Consider the following 15,829-nt stretch of genomic DNA (forward strand, 5'->3'; position numbering starts at 1 on the left):
GGAGCGCCACTTGGCTTGTTCACCCCCCGCGCCGCGCCGGCGCGCCTTGCTGGCGCTGCTGGCAGCGAGTCCGTGGCCGCTGGCATGGGCGCATGGCGATGAGGCCGGGCCCCATTCCCACGCCATCACGCAAACCGGCAGCGATGTCCTGACCGTGGTCGGTCCGTGGGAACTGACCGGGCTCGACCCTTCGCGCTCCGGCTACATGTTCGCCCGCATGGAGGTGCTGCAGACCCTGCTGGAAGTCGATGATGCCGGCCAGTTGCGGCCGGGACTGGCCACGGGCTGGCAGGTCAGTGCCGATGGCCTGCAATGGCGCTTTGCCCTGCCACGTGCACGGCGCTACCACGATGGCAGCGACGTCACGCCCGCCAGTATCCTGGCCTGTCTGCAGCGCGCCGCTGTCCGGCCAGGTGTACTGCAACTGGCAGGGATCACCGGGATGGCTGTACAGCAAAGTGAACTGGTACTGTCCCTGCGCCGGCCCTTTGGTCCGCTGCCTTATCTGCTCACGCATTACTCCACGCAGATCCTGGCCCCGGCCAGTTTCGATGCGCAGGGCAATGTGGTGGCCATTCTCGGTACGGGGCCGTTCCGCATCAAGTCCATCAGTCTGCCGCAGCAGTTCGATGTCGAACGGGCGGAGGCCGCGCCGGGCAGGGCGGTGCAGCGGGCCCGCTACATCAGCGTCTCGCGTGCGGAAACGCGCACGCTGCTGGTCCAGAGCGGGCAGGCCGACCTGGCCTTCTCGCTGGATCCGCCCAGCATCCGCGCCTTGCAGGACAGTCCGCGTGCCGTGCTGCTCTCGGCCATGCTGCCGCGTACCACCCTCCTGAAGCTCAATGCCGGTCATCCCTTCCTGGCCGATGTACGCGTGCGCCGCGCCATTGCCCTGTGCATCGAGCGCGAGGGCATCGCACGTGCCTTGCTGCGCGATGCCGACCTCGGGGCCACGCAACTGCTGCCGCCTTCGCTGGCACGCTGGCATGACACTCGCCTGCCGCCCCTGCACACCGATCTGAAGCAGGCCCGCCGCCTGCTGGAAGAGGCCGGCTGGCGTCTCGGTGCCGACGGTACGCGCTGGAGGGACGGCCAGAAGTTGCAATTGACGTTGACCACCTTTGTGGACCGTCCCGAGTTGCCGCTGATCGCCACCGCCTTGCAGGAAGAGATGCGCCAGATCGGCATCGCCGTGCGCGTGACCATCGGCAATTCCAGCGACATTCCCGCCGGCCATCGCAGCGGCCAATTGCAGATGGCGCTGGCCGCTCGCAATTACGGCAACCTGCCTGACCCGGTAGCCAGTCTCCTGCAGGACTTCGGCCCGCAGGGCGGTGACTGGGGTGCCATGGGCTGGCACAACCAGGAAGTGCCGGCCCTGCTGGCCAAACTGGCCGCCACCCCGGCCGGTGAGGCCGACAGCGGCCGCGCCGAACGCGCGCGCATCGTGGCGGTACTGCAGGAGCAGTTGCCGGTGATCCCGGTGGTCTGGTATCGCCAGACCTGCGCCGTCAGCCGCCGCCTGCGCGGTGCCAGCATCGATCCCTTTGAACGCAGTTACCGCATCGCTTCCCTGCAATGGACCTGACCCGCCTCCTGACCTTACCCCCGGCCACGCGCCGGCAACTGGCCAGCGCCCTGGGCCAGCGCTTGCTGCAAGCGGCGCTGGTGGCGCTGCTGGTCGGCACGCTGTGCTTCTTCATGACGCGCCTGCTGCCCGGCGACATGGCCTATCGCATCGCCGCCGGCCGCTATGGCTACGACATGGTGACCACCGAAGCGGCCCTGGCCGTGCGCGCCGAACTGGGCCTTGATCAGCCCTGGTTCATGGCCTTGAGCGAGTGGTGGAGCCGCCTGCTGCATCTGGACCTGGGCGTGTCGCAAGTGACGGCACTGCCGGTGCTGGTGGAAATCACGCATCAGCTGGGCCCGACGCTGCGTCTGTCTTTCCTGGCGATGGTGCTGTCGCTGCTGATCGGTCCGACCATGGGTGTGCTGGCGGGACTGCATCCCGGTGGCTGGCTGGACCGCGCCACGCTGGCGGTGTCGGTGTTGTTGCGGGCCTTGCCGTCCTTCCTGCTGGGACTGGTGCTGGTGTTGCTGTTCTCGGTGCAATTGGGCGCCTTGCCGGCGGCCGGGCACACCGACCACGGCGGCATCCTGCTGCCGGCACTGACGCTGGCCCTGGGGCTGGCGGCGGTGTCCTGCCGGGTGGCGCGCGATGCCATGGTGCAGGTGCGGGGCTCCGAGTATTTCGCCTTCGCGCTGACCAAGGGCCTCACTCCCGCGCAGGCATTGTTGCGCCATGGCGTGCGCAATGTCGCTGCGCCGGTCACGGCCTATCTGGGCGTGCAGCTGGTGATGCTGGTCGAAGGTGTGGTGCTGGTGGAAACCATCTTCGCCTGGCCGGGCATCGGCCACGCGCTGGTGCATGCCATTTTCGGACGCGATGTGCCGATGATCCAGGGCACGGCGCTGGTGCTGGGCCTGCTCTTCGTTCTTTTCAACGCGCTGGTGGATGCCGCCTGCGCCTTCATCGATCCGCGTCGCCGACCATGAGCCTGTCTTCCGACTATTTGCTTGAACCCGAGGCGCGGCGCTGGAGCACCGCGCAGATCGCAGGCGTACTGCTGCTGGTGCTGATCGTGCTGTTCGCGTGGCTGGGACCCTTGCTGATCGATGCCGATCCGGCGCGCCAGCAACTGGCGCGCTTTTTGGAAGCACCCAGCCTGGCCCATCCGCTGGGCTATGACCAGCTCGGCCGCGACATGCTGGCGCGACTGGTGCACGGCACCCGGCTGTCGCTGTCGCTGGCGGTGGTTAGTGTGCTGTCGGCAGCCATTCCCGGTGTGCTCATCGGTTTGCTGGCGGCCTGGTGCGGCGGCTGGATCGAGCGCGTGCTGGCGGCCTTCGCGGACGCCGTGCTGGCCTTGCCGGGCCTGCTGCTGGTGCTGTTGCTGGCGGCGTTTGCGCCGGGCGGGTTCTGGCCGCTCTATGTCGGCATTTCGCTGGCCTTGTGGGTGGAGTATTTCCGCGTGGTGCGTGCGGCCAGCCGCATCCTGCTGGCCAGCCCGCAGGTGGAAGCCTCGCGCCTGCTGGGCTTCGGTCCCGGCTACATCGTGCGGCGCCACCTGCTGCCGGCGCTGCTGCCACGCCTGTTCACGCTGATGCGCTTCGGGCTGGCGGGGGCGGTGCTGGCGATGTCGGCACTGGGTTTCGTCGGCGTCGGCTTGCAGCCGCCCACGCCGGAACTGGGCGTGATGATGATCGAACTGCTGCCGTATTACCGCGAGGCGCCGTGGCTGCTGGGTGCGCCGGTAGGGGTACTGTTCCTCACCTTGCTGGGTTTGCTGTTGTTGTCACCACAGAAGGGACAGGCATGAACACACTTTCCCCGGATGCGGCTTTGCGGGTGCAGGACCTGTCCGTCTGGCACGGCCAGAGCGCGCTGGTGCAGGGCATCGATTTTTCCATTGCGCGCGGCGGGGTGATGACCCTGCTGGGCGAGAGCGGTTCGGGCAAGTCGCTGCTGGCCCAGGCCATCATGGGCAATCTGCCGGGCAGCCTGCGCTGCAGCGGGCAGATCGAGATCGATGGCCAGCGTAGTGATGCGGCCGATAGCGCCGTGCGCCAGCGCGGCTGGGGTCGGCGCATTGCGCTCTTGCCGCAGGAACCCTGGCTGGCGCTGGACCCGACCATGACGGTCGCGCGCCAGGTGGCCGAAACCTATGAACTGGTCAGCCATCCCGCCGCCGATAGCCAGGACGACAGCCTGCGCGCCGCACGCAAAGAAGCGCGCACCCTGGCCGGGCAGGCACTGGCCAGCCTGGGGCTGCAGGACGCGGCCGACAAGTATCCCTTCATGATCTCGGGCGGCATGGCCCAGCGTGTAGCCTTCCTGGCCACGCACGCGGCGGGCGCGCCGCTGCTGATCATCGATGAGCCGACCAAGGGGCTGGATGCGGACCGGCGCGGCGAGGTGCTGGCCTTGCTGCAGGCGGCGCAGCAGCAGGGCATGAGCCTGCTGTGCATCACTCATGATGTATGGCTGGCGCGCGCGCTGGGCGGTGAACTGGCGGTGATGCTCAACGGATGCCTGGTGGAACGCGGTCCGGCCGACGCGCTGCTGGCCCGGCCACAGCATGCCTATACGCGCCGCCTGCTGGCGGCGGATCCGGCCTGCTGGACGCCACCGGTAGCAACTGGGGCGAGCGCCGGCCCTTCATCACCGGTGATCGTCGAGGTCAGCAAGGTGGCCAAGCGCTTCGGCCAGCAGGCGCTGTTCAGCGATGTCAGTGCCCGTATCCATGCCGGCGAAATCGTCGCCATCAGCGGACCCAGCGGGGCCGGCAAAACCACCTTCGGCAACATCGTGCTGGGCCTGTTGTCGCCGGATGCGGGGCAGGTCACGCGCGCCCCCGGCCTGGCGCTTACCGCCTTCCAGAAGATCTATCAGGATCCGGCGGCAGCGTTCGCGCCCGCCGTCACGCTGCGTCAGTCACTGCGCGATCTGGTGCGCCTGCACGGCCTCGACTGGCAGCGCCTGGAAGCGCTGCTGGCGCGCATGCGTGTCTCGCCCGCGCTGCTGGAGCGTCTGCCGCGCCAGGTGTCGGGCGGCGAGCTGCAGCGCATCGCGCTGGCGCGCGTGCTGTTGATGCAGCCGGCGCTTATCTTTGCGGATGAACCGACCTCGCGTCTGGATCCGCTGACCCAGCAGGAAGTCATTGCCTTGCTGGTGGAAGAAGCCAGGCAGGCGGGCAGTGCCGTGCTGCTGGTGACGCACGATGCCGATATCGTGCGTTGCGTGGCGGATCGCCGCTTGCACCTGGGGCCGGCGGCGCAGCCTGCCTGAGTGGCGCAATACAGTCTGAGCCGGGCGTAATACAGCGGGGCGCTGACCGCCGGCCGCTCAGGCGCTGTCTTCGTCGCGGCCTTCCGGGTGCAGTGATCCGGAGGCCATCTGGCCGCTCAACAGCACGCTCTTCCACTTGCCCTGTGCCGAGGTCGCGCCCTCGGGCAGAAGCATGTAGGACAGGCTCTGCAAGCCGCAATACTGTTCCAGATAATCGCGCGCATGCGCCATGCGCGCACGCAGCTGGGTGATGCTGTCCTTGCCGCCGGGCTGCATGGGCAGAAATTCAAACACCACCTCCGGATGCAGGAATTCGGTCAGGTGCCGGATCACCTGTTCGGCATCGGATGCTTCGGTGATGAATTCGTGATGGGCCGGACTGGCTTCATCACGCAACTGGTAGCGGATCAGGCAGCGCATCGTTCACCTCAGGCCAGGATAGTCGGAGATCACGGACAGGCGGGGATAGTCATGCTGGATGGCGCGGTCGCGGCCTTGTTCCTTGGCGCGATAGAGGGCGGCGTCGGCGGTGTCGATCAGTTCGCGTGCATCGACCTGCGCACCCTTGCCGCTGGCCAGGCTGGCGGCGCCCACGCTGATGGTGACATGGCCGACCGAGCTGCCTTCGTGCGGGATGTTCAGGGCGCGCACGGCCTGAACCAGGCGGCTGGAAATGGCGCTGGCACTGGCGGCATTGCAATTGGGCAGGATCAGCGCGAATTCCTCGCCGCCGTAGCGCGCCACAATGTCGCCCTGGCGGCGCGCCACGCTGTTGAGGGCGGCGGCCACCTGCTTGAGACAGATGTCGCCCGCAGCGTGGCCGTAGGTATCGTTGTAGCGTTTGAAGTGGTCCACATCCACCATGATCAGCGAGAGCGATTCGCCGGAGCGGTTCAGGCGCGCCAGTTCGGCCGTCAGGGCGGCATCGAAGTAGCGGCGGTTGAAGACGTCGGTCAGGCCATCCTTCTGCGACTGCGCTTCCAGGGTGCGATACAGGCGTTCCAGTTCGGTCCGCGCGGAGATGGCTTCCAGTTCCGCATTCTCGCGTCCGGCCACTTGTGCCACCAGACGGTTGCCGCCATAGGCGATGATGATGAGCAACAGCATCACGGCGATGCCGCGGATCCACACACGCCGCGTCCAGTCTTCCAGCACGTCGTCCTTGGCCAGCGCCACCGCCACGAACAAGGGATACAGGCTGCAATGCTGGAAGCTGGTCAGGCGCACGATGTCGTCGCGCGGCGAGCGCAACTCGAAGCTGCCTTGTTCGGCCTTGCTCAGGTAATTGGTGACCAGCCTGGACTTGGAGATGTCCAGCCCGATCGAATAGCTCAGCAGCGGCTGGCGGTAGATCACGGTACCTTCCTTGAGTCCGAACAGGATGGCGCCATCGCGGCCGATGGCGAACTGTTCGTAATAGCGCTGGAAGTGGGAAAGATCGACATCGGCCACCACCACCCCGGCAAAGCTGCCGTCTGCATGGTTGATGCGGCGGCTCATGGTCACGATCCACTGGCCGTTGGTACGGCTGCGCATGGGCTTGCCAATGTAGGCCTGGTCGGTGCGCAGGCGCTGGTGATGCAGGAAATAATCATCCTGGATGTAGCGGTGTTCCAGGGTGGCTTGCGAGGTGCCGATGGCCAGACCCGCTTCGTCATACACCATCAGGCCGGCCAGTTGCGGCACGGCGGCCACCGAGGCCACCATGAATTCGTGGGTGCGGCGACGGCCGGCCACGCCGGGGCCGTCATATTCCATGTGCTCCTGGATGCCCAGCAGCACCACGTCGATTTCCTTGAAGGATTGGTCGGCATGCTGGGTCAGGGCCAGCGCCATGTTGGATGCATTGCGAATGGCCTCGTCGGTGGCCACTTCATAGGCTCGCCAGGCCGACCAGGCCTCCAGTACCACGATGATGAGACAGACCACGACCACGAACAGCTTGGCCGTCTTGGATGCGCGCTGAATTCTTTGTTCTGGCATGTTGTCGCTTTCCCCCGGAAACGGCGTTTCCCCCCCCCGGCACCTTTCTTGCCCGATTGCATTGTTGTTGAAGCTGTTGGGCACGTCTATCAGGGATGTCCTGAACTTGTACGGAGATTAACAGATTCCCCCCTCGCAAGGGCAAGCGTCCCCGTGCTGCACGTGCGGCAGCGGGGCCCCTGTTGCCCGCTGCCGTGGTGTGCCCGCCTCAGTCGTAACGGCGGCTGAAGAGGATGTTCAGGCCATTGATGGTGCCGGCGCGCGCCACTACCGACCAGCGCCGCGAGATCTGCCAGGTGGCCTTGGCCACGCTGGCGGCCCCCTGCAGGCTCTGCTCGTAGCCCAGCGTGATCTTCTCGGTGATGGCCTTGCCCAGGTTGACCACTTGTTCGTCCGTCAGTCCCGATTCGCTGGAGCCGATGCTGAACTGGTCCAGTCCGATATCCTTGGCGATGCGCTTGCCGCCCATGTTGCCCACCAGCGCCAGCGCCTGGCTGCTGGCGGTACGCTGGCCGATGCTGGAGCTGTCGGTGCCGTGGCCGAACATCATCCAGGACAGTTTTTCGTCATCCGGCACATTGGGTTCGGACACCAGCTGCACGCGCGGCTGGTTGGCATTGCCGGTCACCGAGACCCCGGCTTCGACATCCTGGTTGCGGCGCATGGCCAGGATGTTGATGTTGGGATTGGCGATCGGCCCCTGGAAGTTGATGATGCCACGCTCGATATTGAGTTTTGTGCCAAAAGCTTCATAACTGCCCTCGGCCACGTTGATGGTGCCCGTGGCGCGCAGCGGCGAGAGCGGTTCGCTGCGAACATTCATATCGCCCCGCAAGCGCAGGTCTGCGCCGCTGCCGCGGAAGCGGAAGTCGTTGCCCAGGTCGACCGCCAGGTTGATGACCGGGGCGAACTTGCTGGCCGGTTTTTCGGTGGCCGCTTCCAGTTTCTGTTGCGAGGAGGCTGCCGCACCGACGCGGTTCTTGCCGCTGCGGCTGACGATGACCACGTCATCGCCCAGCTTGGGGGCGCTGCTCTTGGGCAGGTCGAACAGGGCACGGTCCACGGTGAACTTGCCATCCACCCGCAACTGTTCGTTGACGTTGCTGATCTTGCCTTCGCCGGAGAGCATCAGCTGGCGGTCCGGGCTGGCGAACAGTTCCAGATGGTCGGCGGTGAGGGTGGCGTTGAGGTCGGGATTGTCGGCCCCCAGCTGGATCTTGCCGCCGGCGCGCAGGGTGCCGCGTCCGCCATGGAATTCGATCTGGCGCAGTTCGATCACGTTGCTGTCCATGACGATGCGCACGATGCCATCCTTGAGCTGGATGCCCTGGTCGAATTCGGTCACGGCCAGGTTGTCGCCATTGATGGCCCCGGACAGACGCGGCTGCGCCAGCGTGCCGCCGGCATTGAGGCTGGCGGCCAGCTTGCCGTTGAGGCTCACTTGCGGACCGATCAGGTCGCCTACGCGCTTGAGTTCCGGTACATCGAGACTGGCCTTCAGGTTGAGCGGCGATTCGGGGGCCAGCGCCAGCAGCGACTCTACCCGGCGCAGGCCGATATCTCCGCCGAGGTCCAGCGTGCCGATGCGGGCGGCGTTGACGCGGCCGGTCACGTTCATGCGCTCGCCCTGGAACTGGCTGCGCAGCTGCAGTTCGGACAGGCCCATGGCCGCTTCGCCGACGCTGGTGGTCACCCGCACATCGCCTGACTTGCGCGCGATCTGCAGATAGCCGCTGGCGGTCTCGGCCAGGCTGAAGTCCCAGTCGCTGTCCAGCACCAGGTCGGTCTTGACCGGTGGCGGCGTGCCGGTGAACTGCTGTACCAGTTCCAGCACCCGGCCCACATCCAGCGCGCGTACCTGTCCGGCGGAAGCCAGACGGCCCTGGCGGTAGGACAGGCGCTTGAGATCCAGCGCGGTACGGTCGATCTCGATGCGGGTGCTGCCGGCCTCGATGCCCTCGGCCGAGGCGTCCAGCGTGAGCGGGCTGGTCATGGCGATGCGCGGCAAGCCCTGGTTGCTGAACTGGTCGAGACTGCCGGCCCAGCCATAGTTGCCACGGGTCTTTTCAGTGACTTTCCCGTGCGCGGCCAGGTTCAGGTCCAGCACCTGATCAGCCAGCTTGCCCTTGGCTTGCAGGGCCAGCGTGTGGCTGGCGTAGGTACCATCGAGCTTGAGCGACAGGCGCGCCAGTTCGGCTTGCGGGCCGCTGTAGCCATCGCCTTCCAGGCTCAGGGCCAGGCGGTTGTCGGGCGAAGCCACGCCGGCAGCCAGGTTGCTGTGCAACTCGCTCTGGCCGGACAGGTGATGCAGCTTGTGCGGGCCGAAGGCCAGTTGCTCGGCCTGGAAACTGGCCAGCAGGTTGGGGCGTTCGCGCGTACCGCTGAGGATGCCGTCCACCCGCAACAGCCCGCCCAGGCCATAACCCAGGCGCGCCAGTTGCGGCGCATCGACCTTGAGCTTGAGCTTGTCGCGGGCGGTGCCGAAGCTGCCGTCCAGATCCAGCGTATTGCCGGCGATCTGTACATTGGCGCGGCTGGGCAAGAGGCGCATGCCGGCCAGGTTGATGTCGCCCTGGCCGCTCATGGGCAGGGCGTCGTAGGTGCTGTCATGGATGCGGAAGCCCAGCTTGAGCTTCAGCTCAGGCGAGAGTGCACCGGCGGCATTGAAATCCATGTTGATGCGCGCCGGCACCGGTTTGGAAGCCGCTGCTGCGGTACGTTTGCGACCCTTGCCCGCACTTGCGGGCGGCGGCGTCACTGCCTGCAGCACGGCGGTCGGATCGAAGTCCACCAGGCGGCCCTTGAAGGCGTACTCCATGGCAGCGGCGGTCTGCAGCGTGCCGGAGGTTTCCAGGCGCGACTTGCCGGCCGTCAGCGAGGCCTCGCGCAGTTGCACGCGATCTTGGCCGATCACGCTGTCCACATGCAGCTTCAGCGTGCTGTCCTGCAGGGTCAGCAGGACTTGCTGCGCGTCGGGAGCGAGCGTGAGGTCGACCGGACCGGACAGCCGGGTCGGGCGCACCTGGCGATGCAGCTGGTTCAGGTCCAGATCGCTCACGCGCAGCTTGAACTGTCCGGACAGCGGTTCCTGCTTGCCGGGCTCGCTGCTGCCGGGCCGGAACTGGCCGCTGCCTTCGATGCGCCCTTGCTGCGGCAGACGGATCTCCAGCCGTGACAGGGTTTGTTGCTGCAGGTCCAGTTTCAGGTCGGCGCTGGCCGAGAGCAGCGGCAGGCGTTGCTGGTCCAGACTGCCGGGACGGGCGTTGTCGATCTCGACGCGGCCGGCGACTTGCAGCGGTGCGTCGGCAGCCAGGCCGGCGGGCGGCGCGAGGTCGGCGCGCAGGTTCAGGTCGGCGGCTGGTGCGGCGGCGTTGAAGGCTTGCGGATTGAGGTGTTGCAGGTCCACCTTGGCGCGCTTGAGCGGCACGCTGGCAAAGGGCGTGGCGACGATGTCGGCCTGGCCCTTGAGCTTGTCGCCGCCGGCGGTGAGCGCGATGCCCAGTTCCTGCAGCGAGCCAGACAGTTGCGCCGCCAGCTGGTATTGCTCCTTGCTTTCGCCATATTGGTAGGCACCGGCCAGTTCCAGCCCGCCGCCGATGGCGAAGGGCTGCTTGCCGTTCAGGTGCAGCAGGGCGGTGGCGTCACCGAAAGGCGTGGTGAGGCTGTCCAGCACCAGCGTGTGCTGCACGCCGTCGGAGTTGCCGTGCAATTTCAGTTTGGAGAGTTCGGTGGTGGAGGTGCCCTGGGTCAGGCTGAGACTGGCCAGACTGATCTCGCGGATGTCCAGTGCCAGCGGGATCTCCAGCGAGCCCGGCATGCTGCTCGGTTCTGACGGCGAGGGTTGCTGGTTCAGGCGCACCTTGCCGACGCGCAGGTAATCGATACTGAATCTGCGTTGCAGCAGCGCCAGATGCCAGCGCGCATCCACGCTGTCGATGTCGAGGATGCGCTTCTCATCCTGGTAATGCAGATCGCGCAGACGCAGACCGTCGGCCACGGTACCGCCCAGCAATTGGCCGGAGAGTTTGCCGTCGAACGTCTTGACGGCGGTATTCCAGAGCAGGCGGGCACCGCTCTCGGTATGGGTGGCATACAGGGCGGCACCGGCGGCGGCCAGCACCAGCAGGGCCACGGTGCCACCGCTCCACGCGGCGATACGGCGGCCGCGGCTGGCGCGACGGCGCGGTGGCGGTGCGGAGGGGGCTTGCTGCGGATCGTGTTGCGGTTCGCTCATGCTGGTGGGTGATTCGAATTCAGTTCATCGGGAGGCGGCGCGGATGCTGCCCGGGCGCTAGAAGGCGATGCCCAGCGAAATGTGCGGCCGGATCTGGCGCTTCTGGATGCCATAGGCCAGGTCCAGATTGAGCGTGCCGACCGGGCTGCGCCAGCGCGCACCGGTGCCGACCCCGTGATAGAAGGTCTTGTTGTTCCAGTTGTCGGCCGCGGCACCGACGTCGTAGAACACCGCCGCGCCCCAGTTCTCGCTGAACCAGCGCTGGTATTCCGAGCTGCCCACGGCCAGGTACTTGGTCGGGTAGACGGTGCCGTTCTGCTCGTTGCCGATGCTCTGGTAGCTGTAGCCGCGCACCGAGTCATTGCCGCCGGTACGGAACAGCAGCGAGGGCGGCACCGCGCCGGCACTGCCTGCGGTGAAGACCCCGCCCAGCTCGGCGCGCAGCACCACGATGTCGCGCTTGCCGACCGGGAGGAACTGCTTGAAACGCCCATACAGCCGCGAGAAGCTCTGGTCGGTCAGCAAGCCCTTGAGCGCGAAGCCGGCTTCCAGCGTCAGCAGATTGCCTTTACGCGGGAAGATCGGATCATCCACATTGCGGCGCGACCACGCGAAGCCCGGCACCAGCGCACGGTGCTTGCCGGGCGTGACGATGGTGTTGGCGGGCAGGGTGCTGCCATCTTCCTGGCTCAGCTCGTCGCGATAGTAGGTGAGCGAGTAGGTGGTGTCGTAGTTCTCGCTGTTGCGGGCCCGCTTGAAACCGACCTGCTGGCTGCGCAGGTCGATGCCTTCGAGCTTGGTACGGTCGTAAGAAGTGTTGATGCTGTTGACGAAGGCCTTGTCATCCGGCGGCATGGCCAGCGACAGCACGCCGTACTGGCGCTTCTGCTCCAGACGCAGCTGGCTGTCGAAAACGTAGGCCTTGTTGAACACGTTGTAGTGCGAATAGCGGCCTTCGACCTGGGCACCGGTATCGGTGCTGTAGCCGACACCGGCACGGACGCGCTGGGTCGGGAATTCGGTGACCTGCACCTTCACCGGCGTTTGTTCGGGGTGCTCGGGATCGTCATCGATGGCCACGATGGCATTGGAAAAATACGGCGTGTTCTGGATCTGCCGCTGCAGGGCCAGCAGACGATTGACGTCATAGGGCTCGCCCACGGTGAGCGGATTGACGTTGCGGATGATGCTTTCCGGATAGCGCCGCGTGCCGGTGATCTGCAAGGGGCCCAGCGTGAACGCCGGGCCGCTGTCATAGCGCACGGCCAGGTCGGCCTGGTGTTCGTCCGGATCGACACGCGCCTCGGAGCTGGCGATGCGGGCGGCGGCGTATTTCTTTTGCTGCAGCTTTTCCAGGCCGGCGTTCTTGGCACGGTTCCAGTCTTCCTGGCGGAAGGGCTGGCCCACGGGCAGCGACCAATCCTCGCGCAGGCGGGCCACGGTCGCCTGATCGTCGCGGGCGGCCACGCCGGTGACGCTGACCTCGGCCGAACTGATCTCGGTGCGCGGACCGGGGTCGACGCTGATAGTGATGCGGCGTACGGCCTGCTTGCCTTCGGCACCGGCCTCGGTCTGCGCGCTGACCTTGGTGACCGGCGTGAAATAACCCTCGGTGGAGGTCAGTTCGCGCACCTGGTCGCCGGCGGTATCCATCATGAACTTGAGCTGTTCATCACTGATGTCGTCGCGGTCCTGGTAGCGTGAAATATCCAGGAAATCCTTCAGCAGCGACTGCACCGGCTTGGGCGCGTCGATCTGTACCTTGTAGGCGGCATGGGCGGTGTCGGCGGCGCAAAATAAAAAGGCGATGGCCAGGCTGCGGGTCCAAGTCATTGATTCACTGCATCATCGGTTGTCGGTTGAGGCGGCCAGCCTGACGCGCCGTGGGGCAAGTCGGGTAGGATGAGGGCTGGCGGCGCACGCCACTCAGGCCTGACCCGCGCGCGGCGCGGATAGTTCCTGGCCGGTGCAGGCGGCGAAAGCTTCATGTCCGGGTCGTCCCGCGTGTCTCTCGTGACACTGGTTCGTTGCCCCGCCGCTTGCGGTCGTGCCGGAGCAAGGGCTGGATGGCCCTCGCTCCTGTTCATCCCGCTATTGTAATGCCCCGGCAGTGGTTGCCGCGCGGGCAATCTGGCAGCACATCGAAGGAGAATGCAGTGAGCAGCAGTGTCAGTGTGAGTATTGATGCGTATTCGGAAAAGGCGACCTGTGAGCGCCTGATATGGGTACATCGCTGGACCGACAAGCTGTTGAGCTTCCGCACCACGCGCCCGGCCGGCTATCGTTTCACGGCAGGCCAGTTCGCGCGCCTGGGACTGGAGATCGACGGCGAGGTGGTCTCGCGTGCCTATTCCATCACCTCGGCGGAAGGGGACGACTATCTGGAGTACTACGCCATCATCGTCCCTGAAGGAAAATTCACATCGCGCCTGAACCAGCTCCAGCGAGGCGATGCCGTCTGGGTCGAGAAGCTCAGTTATGGCTTCATGACGGCCGACCGTTTCGTTGATGGCCGGCAGGTGTGGATGCTGGCCACCGGTACCGGGCTGGGGCCTTATGTCGCTATCCTGCAGCAGCCGGAGGTATGGCAGCGGTTCAGCGATCTGGTGGTGGTGCACGGGGTGCGCCAGCGCGAGGAACTGGCCTACGCCGAGACCTTCGCCCGCCTGCAGCAACAGGCCCGTGCGCAAGGGTGGCCGGCGCGCCTGCAGCTGCTGCGCTGCGTGACGCGTGATCCCGCTCTGCCGGACGAGCCGGGCTGGCTGGCCGGACGCATCACTACCCTGCTCAAGGACGGCCAGCTGGAGCAGGCCAGCGGACTGACCCTCGCACCAGAACACAGCCGCGTGATGGCCTGCGGCAATCCGGACATGGTCACCGAGGTGCGTGAGCTGCTGCGCGAGCGCGGCATGACGCCCTTGCGGCGCACCGGGGGCGGACAGTTCGTGACCGAGGATTATTGGTGAGATTGTGCTGTGACAGGTGAAGCAACTGAAGCGAGTGAGACAGGTGAGACATCGAAGAAGAGGGTGCGTGAAAACGCAGGTGGACTTCAAACGATGTCGAGCCTTTCAATAAATATCTTTTAGATATCTCCGCTATAAGCCGTAGATAGAATAGTTTCTATTGACACGTCGAATTTATTCGATTTTTTGTGGGAATAACGCAGTTTCCTTTCTATTTTCTCCAGATTTTCTCTATCTCCTAGGAGTGGAATTTTTCGCGATGCCGTTGCGGCATCGCCCTGGGCGGGGGAGTCGACATCGATGCAGACAAATCGAGGGCCGCAAGTCGAGGCGAACCAGGGGAGGATGAGCGAGGGCAATGATGTCGCGGCGTCGCCACCTGTCAGTCAATTGAACCATTTGGGGGTAGCATGAATTTGAAGAAAGTCCTGCACGTTGCCATTGCCGATGATCATCCCATCGTGCTGGGAGCGCTTCGGGGTGAGCTGGCGCGTTTGCCGGAAATCCGCATCGACCTGGAGGTTGAGAATGGCGAGGCGCTGATCAGTGCGCTGAAGCGTTCGCCGTGCGAAATCGTCATTACCGACTTCGCCATGCCGGCCGATGACAGCGACGAGTCGGATGGTTTTGCGCTGGTCAAGCGCTTGAAGACCGAGCATCCGTCGACCAAGGTGATTGTCTACACCGCGATGAACAATGGTGCGGTGATCCGCCGCTTGTATCGCATGGGCGTATTTGCCGTCATCAACAAGCGCGAGAAGACCGACGAGCTGATCAATGCCTGCCTGGCCACGCAGAGCAGCAAGCAGCTGTATTTTCCGGTCTCGCTGCGTGGCGAGCTGGAGATGAGCTGGGCGCAGGGTGAAGGTTTCGGCCTGGTGCGCGAATTGACCCAGAGCGAACTGGAAGTAGTGCGCCTGTTCGTGGAAGGCCAGTCTCTGGGTGAAATCTGCGTGCGCCTGTCGCGTACGCCCAGCACCATCAGTACCCACAAGAACAATGCCATGCGCAAGCTGGGCCTGAGTACGGATGCTGAGCTGATCAAGTATGCGTATTCGACGGGGATGATCAACTAGGGCACTGCTTGGTCCGGCCGCAAGATGTCGGAGGTTTTGCAGAAACCACTCATCATTCATTGGTCGCGGATGATGCGTCAAAATATATCAAAAAAGAGATAAAATAAGAATGTGGCATCTCGATTTATTGCCGCAAGCTCATGCGGAGCTGCTTGGGCTGCCTGCCGACCTGCAGGCACGCTTTCTCCGCATCGCAGAAATGTTGGAGCGATTTGGCCCGCATGCGGTCGGTATGCCTCATGTGCGTCCCATCGAGGGCAAGCTATGGGAAATGCGCTTGACTGGGCGTGACGGGATTGCAAGGGCGCTTTATGTGAGCGTTTCGCAGCGCAGGCTTGTGGTGCTGCATGTCTTTGTGAAAAAGACTCAAAAGACTGATCGGCATGCCATCGAGACCGCATTGACCAGAATGAAGAGGATGGAAAAATGACTGACCTGGCTACCCTGAAGAAGCATTTGCTCTCCAATGCTGCGGTCCGCGAGGAATACGATCTGCTGGCAGGCGAATTTGCCTTGGCGCAGGAGTTGATCGCGGCGCGTGTGCGGGCCGGCCTTAGCCAGCAGGAACTGGCGGAAAAGATGCAGACGTCGCAGTCGGCGATCGCGCGTTTGGAAAGCGGCCGCAGCATGCCATCCATGCGAACCTTGGCGCGCTATGCAGCGGCTACCGGAAGCAGGGCTGTGGTCCGGCTCGAAGTTCCCACGTAAAGGCAGCGGA

At 65.0% G+C, this 15,829-nt stretch carries 12 protein-coding genes; 8 read left to right on the plus strand and 4 right to left on the minus strand.

Annotated features, from left to right (window positions below):
* Positions 1-10 precede the first annotated feature (10 nt).
* Genes JOD78_RS15745 through JOD78_RS15760 form a run of 4 tightly spaced genes read left to right on the plus strand, consistent with a single transcriptional unit; the run spans position 11 to position 4,852 of the window.
* Positions 11-1,588, plus strand: coding sequence for an ABC transporter substrate-binding protein (locus JOD78_RS15745; protein WP_245202152.1), 1,578 nt, complete (start codon positions 11-13; stop codon positions 1,586-1,588).
* Positions 1,579-2,559, plus strand: coding sequence for an ABC transporter permease (locus tag JOD78_RS15750; protein WP_134134864.1), 981 nt, complete (start codon positions 1,579-1,581; stop codon positions 2,557-2,559). The genes JOD78_RS15745 and JOD78_RS15750 overlap by 10 nt, the downstream gene beginning before the upstream one ends.
* Positions 2,556-3,383, plus strand: coding sequence for an ABC transporter permease (locus JOD78_RS15755; RefSeq protein ID WP_121038639.1), 828 nt, complete (start codon positions 2,556-2,558; stop codon positions 3,381-3,383). The genes JOD78_RS15750 and JOD78_RS15755 overlap by 4 nt, the downstream gene beginning before the upstream one ends.
* Positions 3,380-4,852: an ATP-binding cassette domain-containing protein gene (locus JOD78_RS15760; protein WP_209568515.1), complete on the plus strand. Its 1,473-nt coding sequence runs from the start codon at positions 3,380-3,382 to the stop codon at positions 4,850-4,852. Before JOD78_RS15755 ends, JOD78_RS15760 begins: the two co-directional genes overlap by 4 nt.
* A gap of 57 nt (positions 4,853-4,909) precedes the next feature.
* Here the strand turns inward: JOD78_RS15760 and JOD78_RS15765 are convergent, their stop codons facing one another.
* The 4 genes from JOD78_RS15765 to JOD78_RS15780 all read right to left on the minus strand — a co-directional run bounded on the left by JOD78_RS15765 (position 4,910) and on the right by JOD78_RS15780 (position 12,902).
* Positions 4,910-5,272, minus strand: a complete 363-nt coding sequence (locus tag JOD78_RS15765) for a hypothetical protein (RefSeq protein WP_209568513.1) — start codon at positions 5,270-5,272, stop codon at positions 4,910-4,912.
* A 3-nt stretch (positions 5,273-5,275) separates the two neighbouring features.
* The gene (locus JOD78_RS15770; RefSeq protein ID WP_209568511.1) at positions 5,276-6,835 is read right to left on the minus strand and encodes a sensor domain-containing diguanylate cyclase; all 1,560 of its coding nucleotides are present in this window, start codon (positions 6,833-6,835) and stop codon (positions 5,276-5,278) included.
* 208 nt (positions 6,836-7,043) lie between these two features.
* Positions 7,044-11,069 (minus strand): translocation/assembly module TamB domain-containing protein, encoded by a 4,026-nt coding sequence (locus JOD78_RS15775; protein ID WP_209568509.1) that lies wholly within the window; start codon positions 11,067-11,069, stop codon positions 7,044-7,046.
* Between the two features lie 57 nt (positions 11,070-11,126).
* Entirely contained in the window at positions 11,127-12,902 is a 1,776-nt protein-coding gene (locus tag JOD78_RS15780; protein ID WP_209568507.1) for an autotransporter assembly complex family protein, read from the minus strand.
* A 323-nt stretch (positions 12,903-13,225) separates the two neighbouring features.
* On the opposite strand from JOD78_RS15780, the gene JOD78_RS15785 reads away from it, so the two are divergent.
* The 4 genes from JOD78_RS15785 (at position 13,226) to JOD78_RS15800 (ending at position 15,819) form a co-directional block, all read left to right on the plus strand.
* Positions 13,226-14,035 (plus strand): ferredoxin--NADP reductase, encoded by an 810-nt coding sequence (locus tag JOD78_RS15785; protein WP_209568505.1) that lies wholly within the window; start codon positions 13,226-13,228, stop codon positions 14,033-14,035.
* Positions 14,036-14,445: 410 nt separating this feature from the next.
* A complete protein-coding gene (locus JOD78_RS15790) occupies positions 14,446-15,111 on the plus strand; it encodes a response regulator transcription factor (protein ID WP_039786075.1) in 666 nt (221 codons plus the stop codon).
* A gap of 109 nt (positions 15,112-15,220) precedes the next feature.
* A complete protein-coding gene (locus JOD78_RS15795) occupies positions 15,221-15,541 on the plus strand; it encodes a type II toxin-antitoxin system RelE/ParE family toxin (RefSeq protein ID WP_121038656.1) in 321 nt (106 codons plus the stop codon).
* Positions 15,538-15,819 carry a helix-turn-helix transcriptional regulator gene (locus JOD78_RS15800; RefSeq protein WP_039786071.1) on the plus strand — a complete coding sequence of 94 codons (282 nt, stop codon included), beginning with the start codon at positions 15,538-15,540 and terminating at the stop codon, positions 15,817-15,819. The genes JOD78_RS15795 and JOD78_RS15800 overlap by 4 nt, the downstream gene beginning before the upstream one ends.
* Positions 15,820-15,829: the final 10 nt, after the last annotated feature.

Source organism: Herbaspirillum sp. 1130 (assembly GCF_017833835.1).
In the GTDB taxonomy this organism is placed as follows: Bacteria; Pseudomonadota; Gammaproteobacteria; order Burkholderiales; family Burkholderiaceae_D; genus Herbaspirillum; species Herbaspirillum huttiense.